Below are 20,059 nucleotides of genomic sequence, written 5' to 3'. Positions count from 1 at the left end.
GATTATTCCGATTGGTTAGCCCATTCGTCCTTTGATGTAATCTTCAGTACGCTGAATTTGTGGTTTATCAAAGATTTTTTGAGTCTCATCAAATTCAATTAATTCGCCTAAATACATAAACGCAGTGTAGTCAGAACAACGAGCAGCTTGTTGCATATTATGTGTGACCATGGCAACGGTATAATCATGTTTTAATTCGGAAATCAACTCTTCGATCTTTGCCGTGGAAATAGGGTCTAATGCTGAACAGGGTTCATCAAGTAACAGGACTTCAGGTTTGATGGCTATCCCTCGAGCAATACATAAACGTTGTTGTTGTCCGCCAGAAAGACTATCACCACTTTGGTGGAGCTTGCCTTTTACTTCATTCCAAAGCGCTGCTTTGGTGAGTGCCCATTCTACGCGGTCATTGAGTTCCGATTTGCTTAATTTCTCAAATAAACGGATGCCAAATGCCACGTTGTCATAAATTGACATTGGAAAAGGTGTCGGTTTTTGGAACACCATGCCCACTTTGGCACGGATTAAGGAAATGTCCATTGGGGACGTTAACAAGTTTTCGCCATCTAATTTAATTTCACCAGTCGCATGTTGATTCGGATAGAGCTCAAAAATGCGGTTAAATGAACGCAGTAAAGTGGATTTACCACAACCAGATGGACCAATAAACGCGGTCACTTTGTTTTTGGCAATGCGCATATTGATATTTTTTAACGCATGAAATTCATTGTAGTAGAAGTTAAGCTGATTAATTTCTAATTTTGTGTCTTCTAGTTTAACAATCTGATGAGCCATTCTTCGTATCTCCATGGATTATTTTGTTTTCTGTGGAAAGAAAACACGAGCAAAAACGTTAAGTAATAAAACAAATAGGGTGATTAAGGTAGCGCCTGCCCAAGCGAGTTCATTCCAATCTTGGAACGGGCTGGCGGCAAATTGGTAGATCACCACAGGAATATTTGCCATTGGACCATTCATATCAAAAGAGGTGAATTGGTTTGATAAGGCGGTAAATAAGAGCGGTGCAGTTTCGCCAGAAATCCGAGCGATCGAGAGCAGTACGCCAGTTAAAATGCCGGAACGCGCTGCGCGATAACAAATCATGGTGATAACGCGCCATTGTGGGCAACCTAGCGAGGCAGCAGCTTCGCGTAAATTATTGGGGACTAAATTGAGCATATTATCTGTCGTACGTACGATGACTGGGATCATGATCATTGCTAAGGCTAATGACCCCGCCCAGCCTGAGTAGTGTTTGACTTGTGACACATAAATAGCGTAGATGAATAAGCCAATGACAATCGATGGTGCGGAAAGGAGGACATCATTGAGGAACCGCGTCACTTGTGCTAATTTGCTATAGCGTCCATATTCTGCCAAGTAAGTTCCCGCAAGAATTCCGATAGGTGTACCGATCGCTGTACTGACGATAATCATCATTGTGGAGCCAATGATGGCATTGAGTAAGCCGCCTGATTCATTTGGTGCTGGTGTTGGTTGTAAGAAAAGCTGCATAGACAGAGCAGGGATGCCTTTTGTAATTAAGGTAAAAAGAATCCAACATAGCCAAAATAACCCGAATCCCACCGCAAGAAATGAGAGGGTTAACATTAATTTATTTTTCAGTTTACGACAATGAAAGTGAGTTTTACTCATTAGCGACGTCCTTCTTTTTTCTCAATACGCATAATTAAGAGACGGGAGAGTGATAACACAACCGTTGTAATTAAGAATAAAATCAAACCAAGTTCCATTAAGGCAGCTTTTTGTAGCCCACTTGCTTCGTTAAATTCGTTAGCAATCGAAGAAGCAATGGAGGTTGACGGTGAGAATAAGGATTCTGGTAATTGGAAGGCGTTACCGATCACAAACGTGACAGCCATGGTTTCACCTAATGCCCGTCCAAGACCCAGCATCATTCCACCCACGACACCTGTTTTGGTATAAGGTAAGACCACTTTCCACATGACTTCCCAGGTGGTTGCACCTAAACCGTAAGCGGATTCTTTTAAGATTGCTGGCACAATAGTAAATACATCACGCATTACTGACGCGATGAACGGAATAATCATGATGGCGAGGACTAAACCTGCGGTGAATAAGCCGATACCAAAAGGGGCACCAGAAAAAAGGTAGTGCAATACGGGAATTTCGCCAAACCAGTCGATGAGAGTGGGTTGGACATGTTCTTGAAAGAGCGGAACAAAAATAAATAATCCCCACATTCCGTAAATAATTGAAGGAATGGCAGCCAGCATTTCGATTGCTGTACCAATCGGGCGTCTCAACCATTCAGGTGCTAATTCTGTGAGAAAGATGGCAATCCCAAAAGAAATTGGCACAGCGATCAATAATGCTAATAATGAAGTAATTAACGTACCAATAATAGGAACCAGTGCACCATAGCTGTTTTGTACTGGGTTCCAATCGTTTGTCCAAAGAAAAGCGAGTCCAAATTGACGTAGTGAATCCCAACTTCCTACTACTAATGAAATCATCACTGCAGCTAACAGCAAAAAAACTAACACGGCAAAAAAACGTGTCATGTTTTTAAAAAAAAGTTCGATGATGTGATGATTTAGCTTATTCAGTTCTGTTTGTGTTTTATGATCGCGTGACATAATCACCTTCTTATTTGCGTGAATAATTAGGGCAGAATCTCTCTGCCCTAAGCGCTTATTGCCAAATAACCGCTCCATTCGTTGCTTTTACATCCGTTTTCCATTGTTGTTGAATTTTCTTGACAACTTCATCTGGTAAGGGGACGTAGTCAAGTTCTGTAGCAGCGTGTTTACCTTGTTTAAATGCCCAATCAAAGAAACGAAAGACGGATTGAGTTTGTTCTGGTTTTTCTGCGTTTTTATGTAACAAAATGAAGCTAGCTGCGGTGATCGGCCAGGATTTCTCTCCTGCTTCATTCGTTAAAATTACGCCCATGCCAACCGCACTTTCCCAATTGGCATTGGCCGCTGCCGCCATAAAGCTATCGCCAGAAGGCTGAACAAAGTGTCCAGTTTTATTTTGTAACGCTGTCCAAGCTAAGTGATTTTGTTTAGCATACGCATATTCCACATAACCAATGGAATACTTGATTTTGCTAACATAAGCCGCAACGCCTTCATTACCTTTACCACCTTGACCCGTTGGCCATTTCACTGATTTCCCTTGTCCTACTTTTTCTTGCCATTCTGTTGAGATTTTTGATAAGTAATTGGTCCAGCCAAATGTTGTGCCAGAACCGTCAGAGCGATGGACGACAATGATCGTTTTATCGGGCAGTGCAATGCCATCATTCAGTGCAGCGATTGCGGGATCGTTCCATTTTTTGATTTTGCCTAAGAAAATATCGGCGAGGAGGCTGCCTGACAGTTTGAGTTCCCCAGCTTTGATGTCAGGGATATTCACGACAGGCACTGTGCCACCAATAATGGCAGGGAATTGGAGAAGTTGATGTTGTGTGAGTAGTTCGGCTTTCATTGGATCGTCGGAAGCACCAAAATCAATGGTTTTCGCGATGATTTGTTGCTGTCCACCACCAGATCCAATAGATTGATAATTAACTTTATTGCCCGTTTCTTTTTCATACATGGATGCCCATTTGGCATAGATTGGGTAAGGAAAAGACGCCCCCGCACCTGTAATCGTTTCTGCGTTGGCGGTGAAAGTGAATGCACCTAAAACAATCGATAAAAGCATTGCACGTTTTGTCATAAACATTACTCCTTTTGAGTTTTCAACGACTACCTCGTGGTAGCGGGAGCCATTGTAGAATGCAAATATGACAGTTTTATGACAGTTTAAAGGCAACTTTGTACAGATAAAGTGCGGTGATTTTTCTGCAAGTTTTCTACAAGAAGAGAATGTGAGAGGAGATTTATTATTAATTATTCGGCAATCTATTTTTTCTACTAAATTAGCCTTGAAACTTGTGTATAATGCCCCATATTCAAAAAACGTTTAAATAATAGAAGTCATTTATGGGAAAGAAAAAACGTTCAGCAAGTTCTTCTCGCTGGTTAAATGAACACTTTAACGATCCTTTTGTGCAAAAAGCACATAAGCAGAAATTGCGTTCGCGCGCGTATTTTAAATTAGATGAAATTCAACAAACGGATCGTTTATTTAAGCCTGGTATGACGGTTGTCGATCTGGGCGCTGCGCCAGGCGGATGGTCGCAATATGTGGTGACACAAATTGGCGATAAGGGACGCGTGATTGCCTGTGACATTTTAGAAATGGATCCTATCGTGGGGGTGGATTTCCTGCAGGGCGATTTCCGTGATGAAAATGTGTTAGCCGCACTGTTAGAACGTGTTGGTGACGGGAAAGTCGATGTGGTGATGTCTGATATGGCACCAAACTTCAGCGGCATGCCATCCGTTGATATTCCACGCGCTATGTATTTAGTAGAACTGGCACTGGATATGTGCAAACAGGTGTTAGCGACAAAAGGTAGTTTTGTCGTCAAAGTTTTTCAGGGTGAAGGTTTTGATGAATACTTAAAAGAGATTCGTTCTCTCTTTAGTGTTGTAAAAGTACGGAAACCTGAGGCTTCTCGAGGGCGTTCTCGTGAGGTGTATATTGTTGCAACAGGCTATAAACAGTAGAATAGCGCAATATTGACATGTCATGATTGCTAGCTAATGGCTATTGATAGGATAATTTCCAATTTCATAACAAATATAGTAATCTTGCAACAAATTATTAACGTTAAACAAAAAGAGGTCAAACCTTGAACGATATGGTAAAAAATTTGGTTCTTTGGATTGTTGTTGCCGTTGTGATGATGACAGCATACCAAGGCTTTAATTCAACTTCGTCAGGAAACACCACTGACTATACGACGTTTATTACTGATGTAGGTAATGATCAAGTTCGTCAGGCTCGCTTTGATTACAATGAAATTTATGTAACTAAAGCGGATGGCTCAAAATATATGACAGTGATGCCGTTGAATGACGATAAATTACTGAACGATTTATTAAATAAGAAAGTAAAAATTGAAGGAACGCCGCCAGAAAAACGTGGGTTATTCTCGCAAATCTTAATTTCTTGGTTCCCGATGTTATTGTTAATTGGGGTCTGGCTGTTCTTTATGCGCCAAATGCAAGGTGGCGGCAGTAAAGCAATGAGTTTTGGTAAAAGCCGTGCACGTATGATGACACAAGAGCAAATCAAAACAACCTTTGCTGATGTGGCTGGCTGTGATGAAGCGAAAGAAGAAGTGGCAGAAATCGTCGATTTTTTACGTGATCCTGGTAAATTCCAAAAATTAGGGGGAAAAATTCCTAAAGGGATTTTAATGGTTGGACCTCCAGGTACTGGTAAAACCTTATTAGCGAAAGCGATTGCGGGTGAAGCCAAAGTGCCTTTCTTTACTATTTCTGGTTCTGACTTCGTTGAGATGTTTGTCGGGGTTGGGGCATCACGTGTACGTGATATGTTTGAACAAGCAAAGAAAAACGCACCGTGCTTAATTTTCATTGATGAGATCGATGCAGTCGGTCGTCAGCGTGGCGCGGGTTTAGGCGGTGGACATGATGAACGTGAACAAACCCTTAACCAAATGCTTGTAGAAATGGATGGTTTTGAAGGGAATGAAGGTGTTATTGTCATCGCGGCAACTAACCGTCCAGATGTACTTGACCCTGCATTGACGCGTCCTGGTCGTTTTGACCGCCAAGTTGTTGTGGGTTTACCTGATGTGCGTGGTCGTGAACAAATCTTAAAAGTGCATATGCGTAAAGTCCCCGTTTCACCAGATGTGGATCCAATGACGTTAGCACGTGGTACGCCAGGCTATTCTGGGGCTGACCTTGCGAACTTAGTAAATGAAGCCGCATTGTTCGCTGCGCGTACGAATAAACGTCTCGTGACGATGTTGGAGTTTGAAAAAGCAAAAGACAAAATCAATATGGGACCTGAACGTCGTACCATGATCATGACCGATAAACAAAAAGAGTCAACGGCTTATCATGAGGCTGGGCATGCAATTGTAGGCTATATTGTGCCTGAGCATGATCCCGTGCATAAAGTGACGATCATCCCTCGTGGTCGTGCATTAGGGGTAACTTTCTTCTTGCCTGAAGGCGATCAAGTTAGTATTAGCCAAAAACAATTAGAAAGTAAGCTATCGACGTTGTATGCGGGTCGTATCGCGGAAGATTTAATTTATGGGGAAGAAAACATCTCAACAGGGGCATCAAATGATATTAAAGTGGCGACCAATATCGCACGTAATATGGTGACCCAATGGGGTTTCTCTGACAAGCTGGGTCCAATTTTGTATTCAGAGGATGAAGGCGAAGTCTTCCTTGGTCGCTCCATGGCAAAAGCAAAACATATGTCTGATGAAACGGCTCATGCGATTGATGAGGAAGTCCGTGCCATTGTGACTCGCAATTATGCGCGTGCAAAACAAATCTTAATCGATAATATGGATATTTTACATGCGATGAAAGACGCATTAGTAAAATATGAGACAATCGAAGAAGAACAAATTGAGCAATTAATGAAGCGTCAACCTGTGACGCCACCATCGGGTTGGGAAGAAACAGAATCTTCTCCATCTCCGCAGGCTCAAGCGCCGAAAGCCGCGTCTGAAGATGTGGCAGAGTCGACACAACAGACTCAAGACGAAGAATAATTTATCGTGAATGAAAAACCTCTTTAATCAATATTAAAGAGGTTTTTTTGTTAGTTCATCCAACTCGTTTTGATAAGAAATGATTTTTTCCCTTTCAATATTTCGCTATAATTAACCGCACTTTTTTTGATAATTATAACCCATGAAATTATACGCAAATAATAAAGTCTTAGACCTATCCACGCCTCAAATTATGGGGATTTTGAATTTCACACCTGACTCATTTTCAGACAGTGGTCAGTTTTTTGATTTAGATAAAGCACTGCGGCATGTCGAAAATATGTTGAGGGCGGGAGCGACAATTATTGATATTGGGGGAGAATCTACGCGTCCAATGGCAGAAGAGGTGACGGTAGAGCAGGAGTTAGATCGTGTTATTCCTGTTGTTGAGGCAGTAAAACGTCATTTTGATTGTTGGATTTCTGTTGATACTTCAAAGGCAGAGGTGATGAACGCCGCGGCTGAAGTGGGGATGGATCTAATTAATGATATTCGTGCATTACGTGAACCCCATGCACTAGCGACCGCCGCAGCTTTGGATTTACCCGTCTGTATTATGCACATGCAAGGTCAACCTCGTACGATGCAGCAGAATCCACAATATGATGATGTGGTTGCAGATGTTTTGGCATTTTTACAACAACGAACGGCGCAATGTATTGATGCAGGTATTCGAGCAGAAAATCTGATTTGGGATATGGGATTTGGGTTCGGTAAAACCGTTGAACACAATTATAAATTGTTGCAAAACTTATCGCACTTTTGTGAGCGCGGTATACCTGTTTTAGCGGGACTATCAAGAAAATCGATGATCGGTGCGGTATTAAATAAGCCCGTTGAGCAACGCGTGATTGGGAGTGTGACTGGTGCGCTCATTGCTGCGATGCAAGGCGCAAAAATTTTACGAGTGCATGATGTAGATGAAACCGCTGATGCACTAAAAGTCTGGTTAGCAACACAACAAGTTTAATAAAAAGGATAATTCAAATGGCAGAACGTAAATATTTTGGTACGGATGGCGTACGTGGAAAAGTGGGGACAGCGCCCATTACCCCTGATTTTGCACTGAAGTTAGGCTGGGCAGCGGGTAAAGTTTTAGCCACACAAGGATCTCGTACCGTTTTAATTGGTAAAGATACCCGTATTTCTGGTTATATGTTGGAGTCAGCATTAGAAGCAGGACTCGCCGCAGCTGGTTTATCTGCTGCATTCACGGGACCTATGCCAACACCTGCTATCGCTTATTTAACACGTACGTTCCGTGCAGAAGCGGGAATTGTGATTTCCGCCTCGCATAATCCGTATTATGACAATGGGATTAAGTTTTTTTCGGCACAAGGAACAAAATTACCAGATGATGTAGAAGAGGCAATTGAAGCGATGTTAGATGAGCCGATTGATTGTGTTGAATCGGCAGATCTAGGGCGTGCAAGTCGAATTACTGATGCAGTAGGACGTTATATTGAATTTTGTAAAAGTACGTTCCCCGCACATTTAAGTCTTGAAAATTATAAAATTGTTGTCGATTGTGCGAATGGCGCCACTTATCATATCGCGCCTAATGTAATGCGCGAGTTAGGTGCTGATGTGATTGAGATTGCCACTCAGCCGAATGGTATGAATATTAATGAAAAGTGCGGTGCAACGGACATTAAAGCGTTACAAGATAAAGTGTTAGAAGTGAAAGCAGATGTCGGTTTAGCGTATGATGGCGATGGTGACCGTTTGATCATGGTGGATCATTTAGGTAACAAAGTCGATGGTGACCAAATTTTATTTATTATTGCTCGTGAAGCATTACGTGCTGGCCATTTAAAAGGTGGGGTTGTTGGGACATTAATGAGCAATATGAGCCTTGAGCTTGCATTGAAACAATTGGGGATCCCATTTGAACGTGCGAATGTTGGCGATCGTTATGTGCTAGAAAAAATGCAAGAAAAAGGATGGTCATTTGGTGGCGAAAATTCAGGTCATATCATTATTGCAGATAAAAATACGACAGGTGATGGAATTATTGCCTCTCTGGCCGTTTTGACAGCCATGGTGGAACACAATTTATCGCTAAATGAATTAGCTCGAGCAGTTCCTTTGTTTCCACAAGTATTAATTAATGTGCGTTTTGCAGGTGGTGCAAATCCATTAACATCTGAAGCCGTAAAAAAAGTGGCGGCTGATGTTGAGCAGCGTCTTGCTGGTAAAGGGCGTATTCTATTACGTAAGTCAGGTACAGAGCCATTAATTCGTGTCATGGTTGAGTGTGAAGAAGCGGAATTAGCACAGCAATGTGCTGAAGAAATTGCGGATGTTGTTCGCGCCAACTAATTTTTTCTGATGAATAAACTGTGCATGAATTTGTACAGTTTATTTTTTTATGGAGAATCATTTATGGATATTTTTGTGATGCGTCATGGTGAGGCGGAGTTAATGGCGAAATCTGATAAGGATCGTCACTTAACCTCTCGTGGCATACAGCAAGCCATTGCACAGGGAATGTGGTTAAAATCTAACGCACAATTAGACAAAGTGCTTGTCAGTTCTTATGTCCGTGCACAAGAAACATTTGAGCAGATTAATCTTGTTTATGATAATCAGCTTGTTAACTGTGCAGAAGTATGGGAGGGGATTACGCCTTATGGCAATGCACACACCGTCGTGAGCTATTTAGATTGGTTAGCCGAGCAGGGCGCAAAATCCGTTCTATTGGTGTCGCATTTGCCTTTGGTGGGGGAAATTGTTTCAGCACTTTGTGGGCGTAATCCAGTTAGTTTTTACCCTTCTACAATTGCGAAAATTGAGTGGAATCAGTCCTCAGGTATTCTCATTCAGGCGAAATACCCAGAATAACGAAACACAGCCTATTGTGCTTAAATGAAGAATAATGTGCTAATTTGTTTTAAAATTAAACAATTTTAAAAGTTCAATGATTTACATTAATTCACAAAGAAAAAAGAAGTATCCTTATTTTTATTATCTTTTTCAATGGGTTAATTATTTATTCTGTCGGAATGAAATGTGATTAATAAATGTTAACTGAGTAAAAAAGTGTAAAGAATGATGTATTTTTTTGCCAATTTAATACACACTATATGAAGCAAAGTGAGATGCTTTGTGAGTTTTTTATTTTAAACCTCAAAATTTAGGAGAAATGATGAAAAAATCAGTATTAGCTGCATTAGTATTAGGCGCAAGTTTAACTGTAACGGGTTGCTTTGATAAAGAGAGCAAAGCGGGTCAAGAAGTTGAAAAAGCAAAATCTAGCGTTGTTGAAGCGAAAGATGCCGTAGTAAGCGCAGCTGGTGAAGTGAAAAACTCCGCAGCAGAGACCGCAAAAGAAGTGAAAGACGCGGCAGCAGTGAAAATGGAAGAAGCCAAAGCTGCAATGACCGAAGCAAAAGAAGCGGTTGTTGAAAAAGCGACTGAAATGAAAGATGCTGCAGCAGCGAAAATGGAAGAAGCCAAAGCTGCAATGACCGAAGCAAAAGACGCAGCAGCTGAAAAAGCAACTGAAATGAAAGATGCTGCAGCAGCGAAAATGGAAGAAGCGAAAGCTGCAATGACAGAAGCAAAAGACGCAGCAGCTGAAAAAGCAACTGAAATGAAAGATGTTGCAGCAGCGAAAATGGAAGAAGCGAAAGCCGCAATGACAGAAGCAAAAGACGCAGCAGCTGAAAAAGCAACTGAAATGAAAGATGCCGCAGCAGCGAAAATGGAAGATGCTAAAGCAGCGATGACGGAAGCAAAAGACGCGGCTGCTGAAAAAACAACTGAAATGAAAGATGCTGCCGCTGTGAAAGTAGAAGAAGCGAAAGCTGCAGTAAAAGACGCTAAAGATGCTGTTGTTGAAAAAGTGGAAGAAGCAAAAAAATAAGTTATTAGTTTAAATAACGAAATGTTTTTATTAAAAATAGCGGAATATTCCGCTATTTTTATTTATTGAGACAAGAGATATTGGAAATTGAGTTTATCTTTTTCTGCAAAAATTCGTACCGCTTGGTGTCGGTATTCTGATGGGAGCTTTTCTTGATATAAAAAACGACTACTCACGGCGACAAATTCCGCATCTAAATATTGGGTATACACTGAACCAGTGTTGGTATTAACGCCTGCCATTGCTCGCCCTAATAATTTTCCATAAATATGTACATTCCCATCTGCAGCCACTTCTGCGCCCGCTTCAACATTGCCATGAATAATTAAATCACTATTTTTGGCATAAATGACTTGTTTTGCTTGAACATCTTGATGAATGATTTTTACTGGTAAATAGCGGGGTTCAGGCAGAATGTCAGATAATTCTCCACTTTTGCCTAATAAAGGCAGATTTGCTGTCAAAATCAATTCTTTTTGTAAATGATTTTGCCAGTCTGATACTCCGATAATTTGGATATTAAACTCAGTAAATAATGCTTTTAATGCGGTTAGATCCATTTTTTCAAGCGTAGGGGTAAATTGAATAATGACAGCAATATTTTGAAACATAGAGGGAGAGGATTTGACTTTCTTTGCTAATGAACGTTTGATGGTCGTCAGGCTTGCGCTATTTAATGTAATAAAGATCGATGAAAATTGTCCTGTTCGAAACTCTACAATATCCTGTGCCATAATTAATTCCAAATGTTCAAATTGCGTGTTTCAATCATAAATAATTGTGTTAGGATCAGCAAATCTTTTTTGGATAAATTGAGAGCAAAATCAATGTTATGTGCAATTTATAAAAGTAAACGAAAAGTTGGTACTTATCTTTATGTTGCGAAGCGTGATCACTTTGATGCTGTACCTGATAGCTTACGGGAAGTCTTTGGAACGCCTATTTTTGTGATGATGTTTAATTTAGCGGGCAATAAACCCCTTGTGAATGCCGATAAAACAGAAGTAGAGGCAAAAATTCGTGAGCAAGGGTTCTATTTACAGATGCCAAAAGAAGATGATTGGCTATTTAAGTTATAAGTGAGTTGGTGTAAATCGTGCTTTAGCTGGCATCCTGTCTAAAATACGTGCTTTATTGGCTTTGAGTGCCTCTTCTGTTGGAATATAGTCTAACCAAAGACTTGCATCAGAAGGTAGGTTTTCTGGCCAATAGTATTGCACATTAAATCCACGGGCTTTGCATTCTTGGTGTAATAGGTCATAACGTTTCTTTAGGAAGGTGAGCTTGTTAAAGAAAAAACGAACATGCCCTGTTCCTAATTTATAGTCGGTTGGTTGACCTTTTAGATCAAATTTTCCTTTTGCAACCGCATTGGGAATCCGTGTTAATTCGCGATGTTCTGCAAGTAAATGTTGGTCACAAAGCTCTGTTGGAGGAATGAGATTAATGCGTGTCATAGTCAATAAGCTAAGAGAAAGAGGGAGAAAGGGCGTAAAAACTACGCCGCTTGGATTATTTTAATGTTTCAATAAAGGCAGCAATACTTTGCATGTCTTCTTCAGATAAGCGAGATTTGGCGGCATTTCCTGCGCCGACAATTTGTCCTTCTTTGCGTGCGGTTAATCCTTTCACAATCTCATCGGCTGTGAGGGATTTTAAGGGACGAGATTGGTTCAACGCTGATTTTTCTGCTTGGTTACCGTGACAAAATGAGCAAGGTTTAAAAAGCTGTTTGCCACGTTCAGCACTGACTTCTGCTTGTGCGGGTGTGGACATGGCATAAGCCATAAGAAAGAGAGTCGCGTAAATTTTTTTCATTCATTAACCTTTAAAAAGTGTATCTAAAGTCTGATGGGGAATCAGACCCTCGAATTTATAAAGGATTTTGCCCTCTGGGTCAATAACGAAAGAGGTGGGGGTACCGATTAATTGATAGCGCTCAGCAGTCATTTTAAGTTGATCCTTGACGATGAAGAGCTGGATTTCTCGTTTACTTACAATTGCTTGTGTATCTGCTTTTTCACCGTCTACATTCATTGCAATAATATGTAAATTATTGTTAGGGTGGCGATGTTGATATTGTTCAAAGGTTTTTAATTCATTAATGCATACTCCGCACGTTTCTGACCAAAAATTGAGAAGGATCGTTTTCCCTCGCCATTCGGTCAGGCTCACTTTGTTGCCTTGTAGATCAAAGGCTGCAATCTCTGGGGCGGGATGCCCAATGACTGCGATCTCATCTTTGCATGAAAACGTGACAAAACAGAGCGCACTTAATAGGAGCGATTGGGTTAGCGTGAGTAAAAAAGCTTTAATGCGCATTGATTTCCTCTCGTAAAAATTTGCCATGTTGCAAGAAAATAGTACGGTGGGAGAGTTGACCTAATTCTGGATTATGGGTCACCATTACAATTGTTCTGCCTTGTTTATTCAGCTCCATCAGTAAATCGAGCACGAGTTGTTCATTTTTCTCATCGAGATTGCCAGTCGGTTCATCAGCGAAGATAACGGGAGGTTGGTTCACTAAAGCACGCGCAATGCAAACACGTTGTTGTTCTCCGCCTGAAAGTTGACTAGGTCTGTGATCAACGCGGTGGGCGAGTCCGACTTGTGTTAAGACTGCTTTAGCGGCGTCCTCATCCACTACACTGTGATAATGTTGTGCCAGCATGACATTTTCGAGAGCAGTTAAGTAAGGAATCAAGTGAAATTGTTGGAAAACGAGACCAATTTTTTCAGCTCGGAAACGTTGTCTTCCAATTTCATCCAACTGTGCGGCATCAATACCATCCAGTATCACTTTCCCTTCTGTTGCGGTATCTAGTCCAGTTAAGATATTCATTAATGTGGTTTTCCCAGAGCCAGAAGCGCCCATAATAGCAACAAATTCGCCTTGCTTAATCTGGATTGTAATATCTTCCAGAGCAGTCACTTGGTCAAATCGTTTATATAAATGTTGTGTTTCAATCACATAGGCTGACATAGTTTACCTTTCTCTCATTTATCATCGCAGTGAGACACTACGAGTTTGGGGTTATAGGAATGAAGTGGGGTTATTCTTCCCCTTTCAATACATTTGCAGTTTGGATTTCCAATGCGCGACGTGTAGGCACAATCACTGCAATAAAGGCGACCAATAGGGATACGATGATCGTTATCGGAATAACAGGTAAACGCATATCAATAGATGCTTTAAATACCGTCAATCCCAAAATTTGTGCGAGTAAATAACCAATTATGATGCCTGCGAATATTGCACACACGGCAATAATGAAAATTTCTGTTCCGATTTGTTTAATGATATCTTGTCGTTTGGCACCCAGTGCTTTTTGTAGGGCGAATTCTTTTGCACGTTCACCTACAATCGCAATTAATGTGGTGTTGACGCAGAGCGTCGCGAGAATGAGGATCACAATTGAAATTAGCCCCATTAAACCTTTTATTTTCTCTAGAATTTGTCCTTCTGAGGCGGAAACTTTGCGGATTGGATGAATGGTGAGATCAGGGTATTGTTGTTGTAATTGGTGCGCGAACTGTTCTACTTGTCCCTCGTCATTTTTAACATTTAGGAGCGCGTTAGTTGCTTGTCCTTCTTTTTCTAACCAATGTTGTGCAAATGAGATATTCACGATTAACATGTTGTCTGTTGCATCACCTGATTCAACAATCGCTTTAATATTAAAACGGTGCTTTTCAACTGCATTTTTACTTAACGTAATCTTATCTCCTACTTTGAGATTCAGCCGATTCGCAAGCGTTTTACCAATCATGGCATTGCGTTCATCAAAATTCACACCAATTTGTGAACCTGTGATTTGCCAATAGGGTGCTAAGGTTTTCATTGCGTCAAACCATACGCCCATAATGACGATTTTTTCTAATTCGCTACGTGTTACGCCATATAAATAAGGACTTGCTGCACTGATTAATCCTGGTGGGGCATTGTGTATGATCTGTTGTAGTTGTTGTTCTTGAATGACGCCATGCGTAGTCGAACCTATATAAAAATTAGCACCGAACGTGCGTAGTTCTTGGCTCATTTTAGTATTGATATCAAAATATACGGCTGCCATGGCGGTCACAATACTGGCACCCACGGTTAGCGCAGCAAAAATAATCAATACGCGTTGTAGACGTAAGCGTAATGCGCGAAAAATTAAGCGCCAAAACATCGAAGTTGTGCTATTGGCGACCATATAACACCTCGACAGGATATAAACGCGCGATGCGGTGGGCAGGGAACCAAGTACCAATCAAAGCAATCAATATTGAGAGTACTAATACACAGGGGACAACGATCCAGGTAAAGTCGAGCGGGGCACCAAATAATGTACTACCAATAAATTTTGCTAATCCCCACCCTGCAATACAGCCGAGAATTCCCCCTAAAAATCCACTGATCATTGCTTCACAATAAAATAATAAAACGATCTGCCATTGATAAGCGCCGAGTGCTTTCATTAAACCGATTTCTTTACTGCGTTCAATAATTGTAGTTGTCATTAACGAAGCAATGCCCATCGCCGCGGCAAAGATGGCGGCAAGTGTAACGACGGCTAATAACAGTTGAATTTTTTCAATCACGACACCTTCTGAGGCGGCAACTTGCCAAATGGGGCGTACGATGGCGCCAGAAATCGCTTCTTCTAATTGGTGTGAAATGGAGGAAACATAAGCAGTACAATACCAACGATCGTATTCTTCAGCATCTAATCCGTCGACATTAGCACGCGCTTTGCGTGATAATTCATTTTCTGGCACGGTTAAAGCAGAGACTTTAATCGCTTGTACTTTACCGTGTAAATTAAGCAGCGTTTGTACCGCACTTAGTGGCATAACCAGTTGTTGCTCTTCTGTTCCTCCTGTTGAGAGAATCCCTTTAATTTCAACATGGAGCTGGTTATTTGTTTCGTTGTCTTGGTAAGAAAGTCGTAAACGATCGCCCATTTTCCATTGTGATGTTTTTGCTAATTGTTCTCCAATCAAAACAGGAACAATTTCTGTGGTCATTTCTTGTCGATCATCAACCCATTCTCCTTGTACTTTCCAGTAAGGACTGATGATTCGCTGTCCAGTGTGATATGTTTCTTCATCAGGAATCGCAATGTGATGATCGAAGAATGTGCCTAAAATTTGAATCGTTTGCAGAGGAGAGTGCATTTCTTTTTGGGCTTGAACATCTGCGCGAAGTAGAGGGGCAAAACCAACAATATTATTGCGCCAAAAAATATCTTTTATATTCGGTAACTCTTTTTCATCTAAAAAATCTTGGTTTGCTAGTAGGTTAACCCCGTTCGCTTCCTCTGGTAAAACGGCATGGCTTGCTGGTTCAATTAAGATATTGGCACCATAAGACTTTAATTCGCGTGCCATTTTATCTCCGATATCAATAGATACTGCAAGGAGTGCAGAGACCAACCCCGCAGCAAGAAAGATCGTGGTGATCGCCAATAATTTACGCTTTAAACCAAAGCGCCAAGATTGGAGTAGCATACGAGCAAGCATTATTTTCCCCCTTCAATGCTGAGGTAGTGTTCTGGTGCATCTCGGAATGCATTGAGATTCTTTTCACTGGCAAAGAAATACGTTTTCCCTTCATAGCTGTATTTATGCTCAGTTTTCGTATTTTTGAGTGGTGTGTGATCCACGGGATCAATCACATCAATTTCAACGATAGTAGAAAAATAGTTTAATCCTTCTTCTAAATTTTGTTTGTTAATCACAACGTGCGTTGCGGTTTGTTGCCAATTTTCAATTGGGACTGGGTTGCAACCACCAGGTTTACCAATGGAAGGAATAAACATCCGTACTCCACATCCAACACACACAACTTGATCTCCTTCCATTACATAACCTTGATCACCACATAAAATACATGCGTCAAAAACAGCCGCTAAACTCAAGCGATCAGGAAGACGATTGATCAAGAAGAAACGCACTGCTTTGCCGTCATCAGCAATCCAAACAAAACGATGTAACTTGCCATCTTTCACTTGTTCAATGGGAATATGGATTTGGTTGTTTTGATCCAATTTAACGGGAGTTGCTTCTGATAAACGCGGGGGTTGTGAGGCGATGCGATCCCAATAAAGCTGGCTACTGCAGACGATAACTAAGATAACTGTACCCCAGAGAAGTAGACGCTGTGAGACCAAAAGTGCGGCTTGTTTTTGGCGTTTTTCAATTGGGTGAGGCGTTTTTTGTACTGCAGCTTTACGTGGGATGTGAATTTTGATGATGAACACCAGCAGAATAATCAGTAATAGTGCACAACTGATATAGTTAAAGAAATTTGTGAGATTACCTGATTTGGCAACAATGCTGAGACGAAGTTTAGTTAATTCTAAGACTTGCAGTTTCATCAAAGTGAGGAGAACATCACTGAGTAAGGGGGTGATGAGTAACAGTAAAGTGATTGTGCTGATAAACCAAGAAAGTGCGGTATGTTTTTGTGAGGTTTGATTTTGTTTTAATAATAGGGTGAGCCAAATAGTGACGAATAAGCACAGAAAGAAACCTAGAGCAATCGCACTACTATGTAAAATAAAATCCGTATTGATGACATCGGTATGTGTGATTGCCGTCAAGTTAGGATCTTTTCCCCATATAAGCCCAGCGATAAACACGAATAGGATATGACTAAAATAGGCAAAGTGGAGAATTCGTAAAAATTGACTGACATAAAACAGGATTAAGCCAGTGATCATAAATAAAGTGAGCGCTAACGTGATGAATTGGCTTTTGGGTAATGTTAAGCTTGTGATACTCCCGAATATAAATGCAATCAGACTATACCAAATAAGTGATTTGATGTTGATTCTTGGATAGTATGCCCACGCGATTCCGAGTAAGAGGGCAAAAGGTAAGTTATGTTGCAGGAAAAACGTAAAAAAATAATTCATGATCTTTTCCACAGGTAAAAAAGCGGTTGCTTAACATCATCACATTGCCAATGTGCATCGCAATATTTGAATACCCATTGGGAATAAGAAAATGTATTTGATGAGGGAGGTGCGTAAAGGCGCACCTCCACTTAATTTATTTTAAGCCAGTGAATTTAAATTCATAGCTAACATCAAAGGGTTTCCACCAGCGACCAACGCCTGTTTCTTCATCAGTATGACGGTGCATACCTGCTTTTGGTGGCGGGTCAATATGATAAGTTAATTTATAGTTGCCGACGCCCATCATTTTGATATTTAAGCCATAGTGTGGACCATCACCCGCAACCATCGGCATAAAAGTCCCTTCTTGTTTTTCACCTGTATCGGTATTGACTAAAGTATAGTTGATGGTTAAATAAGGCATCCATTCTCCTTCACCAAAACCATTCACATTACCTTTAATCGCATGAATGTCCGCTTCTAAGTGAATATCCGATTTAGCCGCAGGTAAGCCCATGCCACGAGGCTCCATATCTACAGGTTGCAGGTAAACCGCTGCAATTTCCATCCCATTCATTTCTACGGGTTCGCCGATTGGGAACTCTTTAAATGCTAATGCCGAAGGGGCGGCTAAAATGCTGGCGAGCAAGGTTGTAGTTAAAAGTGTTTTTTTCATACTTAATCTCCTTTGAATAGGTAAGTCTGGTTTACGATATTAAACCGTTTTTCTACTTTGGTATTTCATGTAGAACAAAGCAAAAATAGCAGCAAAAATTAATACAACTTGTGGAAGTAAGGTTTCAAGATAAGGGTAGATCCCCAACCAGCTAATTTCTGGGATCCCCGTAATCAGTGTCGGTTCGAATAATTTGCCTTCGATGAGCTCTAGTACACTTTTGCCCGCAAAAACAAATGCCATGAGATACATAAAGGTGCCCGTAAACATGAAGAATGGTTTTAAAGGGAGTTTTACTACGGTATAACGCATGACAACATAGCATAATGCGAGTATGACGCACCCTACTGCGAAGCCCGCGAAAAGATAGAGATAACTGACCGCACTTGTCGCATCACTTACTAGCGCGTAATAAAATAAGACGGTTTCAGCACCCTCACGATAAACGGCTAAGAAGCTGGTTAGCCACAAACCAATTAATGAGCCCGTTGTTAGTGCGACAGACAATTTGCCTTCTAAGTAGCGTTTCCAGTTTTGCGCTTCGACTTTTGAGAGTAACCAATAACTCATCATAAATAACATGACGACCGCGAACATCATGGTAAACCCTTCTAATAATTCACGACTTGCTCCCGCATTAGCGAACAGCAATTGGAATGCCGCCGCAGTGACTATACTCGCAATTAAAGCAATATAGACAGACTGGCGAATAACAGGCAACTTATCTTGATGATGATTTTTAATGAGATATGTCACAATTGCCGCGACGATCAATAAGGCTTCCAACCCTTCTCGTAAAATAATCAATAGGCTATAAATGAACATTGACCAGTGGCTTTGCTGCCCACCTTGTAACATATTGACCGCTTGAGTTAAGCCTTGTGCAAGACCTAAAGCCTGTTGGTGTAATTGTTCATTATTTGCGTGAGTGTTCATTAAACTCACTAGGCGGGTAAAGTACCCCTCCAATTCTGCTTTGGTATGGCTGTTTCGTGAACCGATTTTATTTTCCATTCCGCTGCTTTCAAACACGTCAAAGTAGGTATCTTGGACGGCAAGCATGGCTTTTTTCTGTTCGCCTTGTTGATATAACGTGATAGCTTGCTGAATACGCTGGTTAATTTCTGTGGTAATTTTATGCCAATCTTGTTCGGCGTGAGAGAGGGCTAATTCGTTATTATTTGTTTGACGCGTTTGATGTTCACGGGTCGTCGGTAAACCAGGTAATTGTTCCTCAATGTCTTGTAATAAAACGGTGATTTGATAGCCAAGATGATTCATTTGATCTGGTTTATCACTTAATCGGATGAGATCATAAAATTGTTGATTAATACGTGCTGAAATTGATGCAGAACGATTTTGGCGAATCGACATTTCCATTTCGGAGTTCTTGAAACCATCGTATTGTGCTTGTTGAATGTGTTTTTTGGCTTGAGCAAAATCTTGCTTTTCATATGCGGAGATAGCTTGAGCAAAGAGATCATCGATGGTTTTAAAACTTTGCTGCCAATAAGGTGAAATTGCTTGATTGGTGTAGACGTCATGTTGTGCCGAGGCATTTAATTGGTGCCCCTCTGTCAGTGCAGGTAACACGGCTTGTAGGTCTGCTTTTAGACCATTAATTTTACTTTGAACCTCTGAGAGTGGTTTTGCTTCTCCGATCATCTTACGAATTTCTGCAAAAGTGGCTTCCATTTGGTAACTTTTTTGTGCTGAAAAGTTAATTCGGATAGGCCCTTCTAAATTTTCAAATACTTCAAAGTAGGCCATTTGTACTTCAGTGCGTGCTTCGTCTAGCTGCTGTTGTTGGTAAAGTTGAGCGGTTTTATCTAAGCGGTTTTCTATTTCCTCAACCCAATTGGCATAATTATCTTGGGCATATGCGGAAGAAAACAAAACGGTTGCAATCATGAAAAGAAGATATCGGACGCTAATCAAAGAATTCATATAATTCACCCAAATGATAGTGATTATTATCTTTATTG

The 20,059-nt window shown here is 40.9% G+C and carries 21 protein-coding genes; 7 read left to right on the top strand and 14 right to left on the bottom strand.

Annotation, left to right across the window (positions count from 1 at the left end; genetic code table 11):
- Window positions 1-15: 15 nt before the first annotated feature.
- The 4 genes from pstB to pstS are packed head-to-tail and all read right to left on the bottom strand — an operon-like array spanning window position 16 to window position 3,711.
- On the bottom strand, window positions 16-795 hold the full coding sequence (gene pstB / locus ACWIT3_RS08700) for a phosphate ABC transporter ATP-binding protein PstB (protein WP_046340033.1): 780 nt from the start codon (window positions 793-795) through the stop codon (window positions 16-18).
- Window positions 796-813: 18 nt separating this feature from the next.
- The gene (gene pstA, locus ACWIT3_RS08695) at window positions 814-1,656 is read right to left on the bottom strand and encodes a phosphate ABC transporter permease PstA (protein WP_457162328.1); all 843 of its coding nucleotides are present in this window, start codon (window positions 1,654-1,656) and stop codon (window positions 814-816) included.
- Window positions 1,656-2,621 (bottom strand): phosphate ABC transporter permease subunit PstC, encoded by a 966-nt coding sequence (pstC, locus tag ACWIT3_RS08690; RefSeq protein WP_457162327.1) that lies wholly within the window; start codon window positions 2,619-2,621, stop codon window positions 1,656-1,658. The genes pstA and pstC overlap by 1 nt, the downstream gene beginning before the upstream one ends.
- Before the next feature lie 55 nt (window positions 2,622-2,676).
- On the bottom strand, window positions 2,677-3,711 hold the full coding sequence (gene pstS, locus ACWIT3_RS08685) for a phosphate ABC transporter substrate-binding protein PstS (RefSeq protein ID WP_457162326.1): 1,035 nt from the start codon (window positions 3,709-3,711) through the stop codon (window positions 2,677-2,679).
- A gap of 266 nt (window positions 3,712-3,977) precedes the next feature.
- Here pstS and rlmE point away from each other — a divergent pair, with 266 nt between their 5' ends.
- The 6 genes from rlmE to ACWIT3_RS08655 all read left to right on the top strand — a co-directional run bounded on the left by rlmE (window position 3,978) and on the right by ACWIT3_RS08655 (window position 10,514).
- Window positions 3,978-4,607, top strand: coding sequence for a 23S rRNA (uridine(2552)-2'-O)-methyltransferase RlmE (gene rlmE / locus ACWIT3_RS08680; protein WP_457162325.1), 630 nt, complete (start codon window positions 3,978-3,980; stop codon window positions 4,605-4,607).
- Between the two features lie 134 nt (window positions 4,608-4,741).
- Window positions 4,742-6,646, top strand: coding sequence for an ATP-dependent zinc metalloprotease FtsH (ftsH, locus tag ACWIT3_RS08675; RefSeq protein ID WP_457162324.1), 1,905 nt, complete (start codon window positions 4,742-4,744; stop codon window positions 6,644-6,646).
- Window positions 6,647-6,788: 142 nt separating this feature from the next.
- Window positions 6,789-7,616, top strand: a complete 828-nt coding sequence (gene folP, locus ACWIT3_RS08670; RefSeq protein WP_457162323.1) for a dihydropteroate synthase — start codon at window positions 6,789-6,791, stop codon at window positions 7,614-7,616.
- 17 nt (window positions 7,617-7,633) lie between these two features.
- Complete coding sequence (gene glmM, locus ACWIT3_RS08665) at window positions 7,634-8,968, top strand: phosphoglucosamine mutase (RefSeq protein WP_457162322.1); 1,335 nt, start codon at window positions 7,634-7,636, stop codon at window positions 8,966-8,968.
- Between the two features lie 63 nt (window positions 8,969-9,031).
- A complete protein-coding gene (sixA, locus tag ACWIT3_RS08660; protein ID WP_457162321.1) occupies window positions 9,032-9,490 on the top strand; it encodes a phosphohistidine phosphatase SixA in 459 nt (152 codons plus the stop codon).
- A gap of 301 nt (window positions 9,491-9,791) precedes the next feature.
- Entirely contained in the window at window positions 9,792-10,514 is a 723-nt protein-coding gene (locus ACWIT3_RS08655) for a hypothetical protein (protein WP_457162320.1), read from the top strand.
- Window positions 10,515-10,576: 62 nt separating this feature from the next.
- Here ACWIT3_RS08655 and minC read toward each other — a convergent pair whose 3' ends face one another.
- Window positions 10,577-11,248 carry a septum site-determining protein MinC gene (gene minC / locus ACWIT3_RS08650; RefSeq protein ID WP_457162319.1) on the bottom strand — a complete coding sequence of 224 codons (672 nt, stop codon included), beginning with the start codon at window positions 11,246-11,248 and terminating at the stop codon, window positions 10,577-10,579.
- A gap of 93 nt (window positions 11,249-11,341) precedes the next feature.
- On the opposite strand from minC, the gene ACWIT3_RS08645 reads away from it, so the two are divergent.
- Window positions 11,342-11,593 (top strand): YcgL domain-containing protein, encoded by a 252-nt coding sequence (locus ACWIT3_RS08645; RefSeq protein ID WP_046340052.1) that lies wholly within the window; start codon window positions 11,342-11,344, stop codon window positions 11,591-11,593.
- Here ACWIT3_RS08645 and ACWIT3_RS08640 read toward each other — a convergent pair.
- The 9 genes from ACWIT3_RS08640 to ACWIT3_RS08600 form a co-directional block, all read right to left on the bottom strand.
- Window positions 11,588-11,971: a pyrimidine dimer DNA glycosylase/endonuclease V gene (locus tag ACWIT3_RS08640; RefSeq protein ID WP_457162318.1), complete on the bottom strand. Its 384-nt coding sequence runs from the start codon at window positions 11,969-11,971 to the stop codon at window positions 11,588-11,590. The genes ACWIT3_RS08645 and ACWIT3_RS08640 overlap by 6 nt on opposite strands.
- Window positions 11,972-12,026: 55 nt before the next feature.
- Window positions 12,027-12,332 (bottom strand): c-type cytochrome, encoded by a 306-nt coding sequence (locus ACWIT3_RS08635; protein ID WP_046340054.1) that lies wholly within the window; start codon window positions 12,330-12,332, stop codon window positions 12,027-12,029.
- Window positions 12,333-12,335: 3 nt separating this feature from the next.
- Window positions 12,336-12,836: a TlpA family protein disulfide reductase gene (locus tag ACWIT3_RS08630; RefSeq protein ID WP_457162317.1), complete on the bottom strand. Its 501-nt coding sequence runs from the start codon at window positions 12,834-12,836 to the stop codon at window positions 12,336-12,338.
- Entirely contained in the window at window positions 12,826-13,497 is a 672-nt protein-coding gene (locus ACWIT3_RS08625) for an ABC transporter ATP-binding protein (RefSeq protein WP_457162316.1), read from the bottom strand. The genes ACWIT3_RS08630 and ACWIT3_RS08625 overlap by 11 nt, the downstream gene beginning before the upstream one ends.
- 70 nt (window positions 13,498-13,567) lie before the next feature.
- A complete protein-coding gene (locus tag ACWIT3_RS08620; RefSeq protein WP_457162315.1) occupies window positions 13,568-14,710 on the bottom strand; it encodes an ABC transporter permease in 1,143 nt (380 codons plus the stop codon).
- Window positions 14,697-16,019, bottom strand: a complete 1,323-nt coding sequence (locus ACWIT3_RS08615) for an ABC transporter permease (RefSeq protein WP_457162314.1) — start codon at window positions 16,017-16,019, stop codon at window positions 14,697-14,699. The genes ACWIT3_RS08620 and ACWIT3_RS08615 overlap by 14 nt, the downstream gene beginning before the upstream one ends.
- The gene (locus tag ACWIT3_RS08610; RefSeq protein ID WP_457162313.1) at window positions 16,019-17,416 is read right to left on the bottom strand and encodes a Fe-S-containing protein; all 1,398 of its coding nucleotides are present in this window, start codon (window positions 17,414-17,416) and stop codon (window positions 16,019-16,021) included. Before ACWIT3_RS08610 ends, ACWIT3_RS08615 begins: the two co-directional genes overlap by 1 nt.
- Window positions 17,417-17,552: 136 nt before the next feature.
- Window positions 17,553-18,074, bottom strand: coding sequence for an iron transporter (locus ACWIT3_RS08605; RefSeq protein ID WP_457162312.1), 522 nt, complete (start codon window positions 18,072-18,074; stop codon window positions 17,553-17,555).
- A gap of 39 nt (window positions 18,075-18,113) precedes the next feature.
- Complete coding sequence (locus ACWIT3_RS08600) at window positions 18,114-19,985, bottom strand: FTR1 family iron permease (protein WP_457162357.1); 1,872 nt, start codon at window positions 19,983-19,985, stop codon at window positions 18,114-18,116.
- Between the last annotated feature and the right edge of the window lie 74 nt (window positions 19,986-20,059).

The organism is Pasteurella sp. P03HT, assembly GCF_054052285.1.
This window is presented reverse-complemented; position numbering and strand designations above follow the sequence as displayed.

Bases quoted from the DNA above. Each gene is read 5' to 3' on its own strand.
- pstB (WP_046340033.1), bottom strand. From the start codon at position 795: ATGGCTCATCAGATTGTTAAACTAGAAGACACAAAATTAGAAATTAAT.
- pstA (WP_457162328.1), bottom strand. From the start codon at position 1,656: ATGAGTAAAACTCACTTTCATTGTCGTAAACTGAAAAATAAATTAATG.
- pstC (WP_457162327.1), bottom strand. From the start codon at position 2,621: ATGTCACGCGATCATAAAACACAAACAGAACTGAATAAGCTAAATCAT.
- pstS (WP_457162326.1), bottom strand. From the start codon at position 3,711: ATGACAAAACGTGCAATGCTTTTATCGATTGTTTTAGGTGCATTCACT.
- rlmE (WP_457162325.1), top strand. From the start codon at position 3,978: ATGGGAAAGAAAAAACGTTCAGCAAGTTCTTCTCGCTGGTTAAATGAA.
- ftsH (WP_457162324.1), top strand. From the start codon at position 4,742: ATGGTAAAAAATTTGGTTCTTTGGATTGTTGTTGCCGTTGTGATGATG.
- folP (WP_457162323.1), top strand. From the start codon at position 6,789: ATGAAATTATACGCAAATAATAAAGTCTTAGACCTATCCACGCCTCAA.
- glmM (WP_457162322.1), top strand. From the start codon at position 7,634: ATGGCAGAACGTAAATATTTTGGTACGGATGGCGTACGTGGAAAAGTG.
- sixA (WP_457162321.1), top strand. From the start codon at position 9,032: ATGGATATTTTTGTGATGCGTCATGGTGAGGCGGAGTTAATGGCGAAA.
- ACWIT3_RS08655 (WP_457162320.1), top strand. From the start codon at position 9,792: ATGATGAAAAAATCAGTATTAGCTGCATTAGTATTAGGCGCAAGTTTA.
- minC (WP_457162319.1), bottom strand. From the start codon at position 11,248: ATGGCACAGGATATTGTAGAGTTTCGAACAGGACAATTTTCATCGATC.
- ACWIT3_RS08645 (WP_046340052.1), top strand. From the start codon at position 11,342: ATGTTATGTGCAATTTATAAAAGTAAACGAAAAGTTGGTACTTATCTT.
- ACWIT3_RS08640 (WP_457162318.1), bottom strand. From the start codon at position 11,971: ATGACACGCATTAATCTCATTCCTCCAACAGAGCTTTGTGACCAACAT.
- ACWIT3_RS08635 (WP_046340054.1), bottom strand. From the start codon at position 12,332: ATGAAAAAAATTTACGCGACTCTCTTTCTTATGGCTTATGCCATGTCC.
- ACWIT3_RS08630 (WP_457162317.1), bottom strand. From the start codon at position 12,836: ATGCGCATTAAAGCTTTTTTACTCACGCTAACCCAATCGCTCCTATTA.
- ACWIT3_RS08625 (WP_457162316.1), bottom strand. From the start codon at position 13,497: ATGTCAGCCTATGTGATTGAAACACAACATTTATATAAACGATTTGAC.
- ACWIT3_RS08620 (WP_457162315.1), bottom strand. From the start codon at position 14,710: ATGGTCGCCAATAGCACAACTTCGATGTTTTGGCGCTTAATTTTTCGC.
- ACWIT3_RS08615 (WP_457162314.1), bottom strand. From the start codon at position 16,019: ATGCTTGCTCGTATGCTACTCCAATCTTGGCGCTTTGGTTTAAAGCGT.
- ACWIT3_RS08610 (WP_457162313.1), bottom strand. From the start codon at position 17,416: ATGAATTATTTTTTTACGTTTTTCCTGCAACATAACTTACCTTTTGCC.
- ACWIT3_RS08605 (WP_457162312.1), bottom strand. From the start codon at position 18,074: ATGAAAAAAACACTTTTAACTACAACCTTGCTCGCCAGCATTTTAGCC.
- ACWIT3_RS08600 (WP_457162357.1), bottom strand. From the start codon at position 19,985: ATGATTGCAACCGTTTTGTTTTCTTCCGCATATGCCCAAGATAATTAT.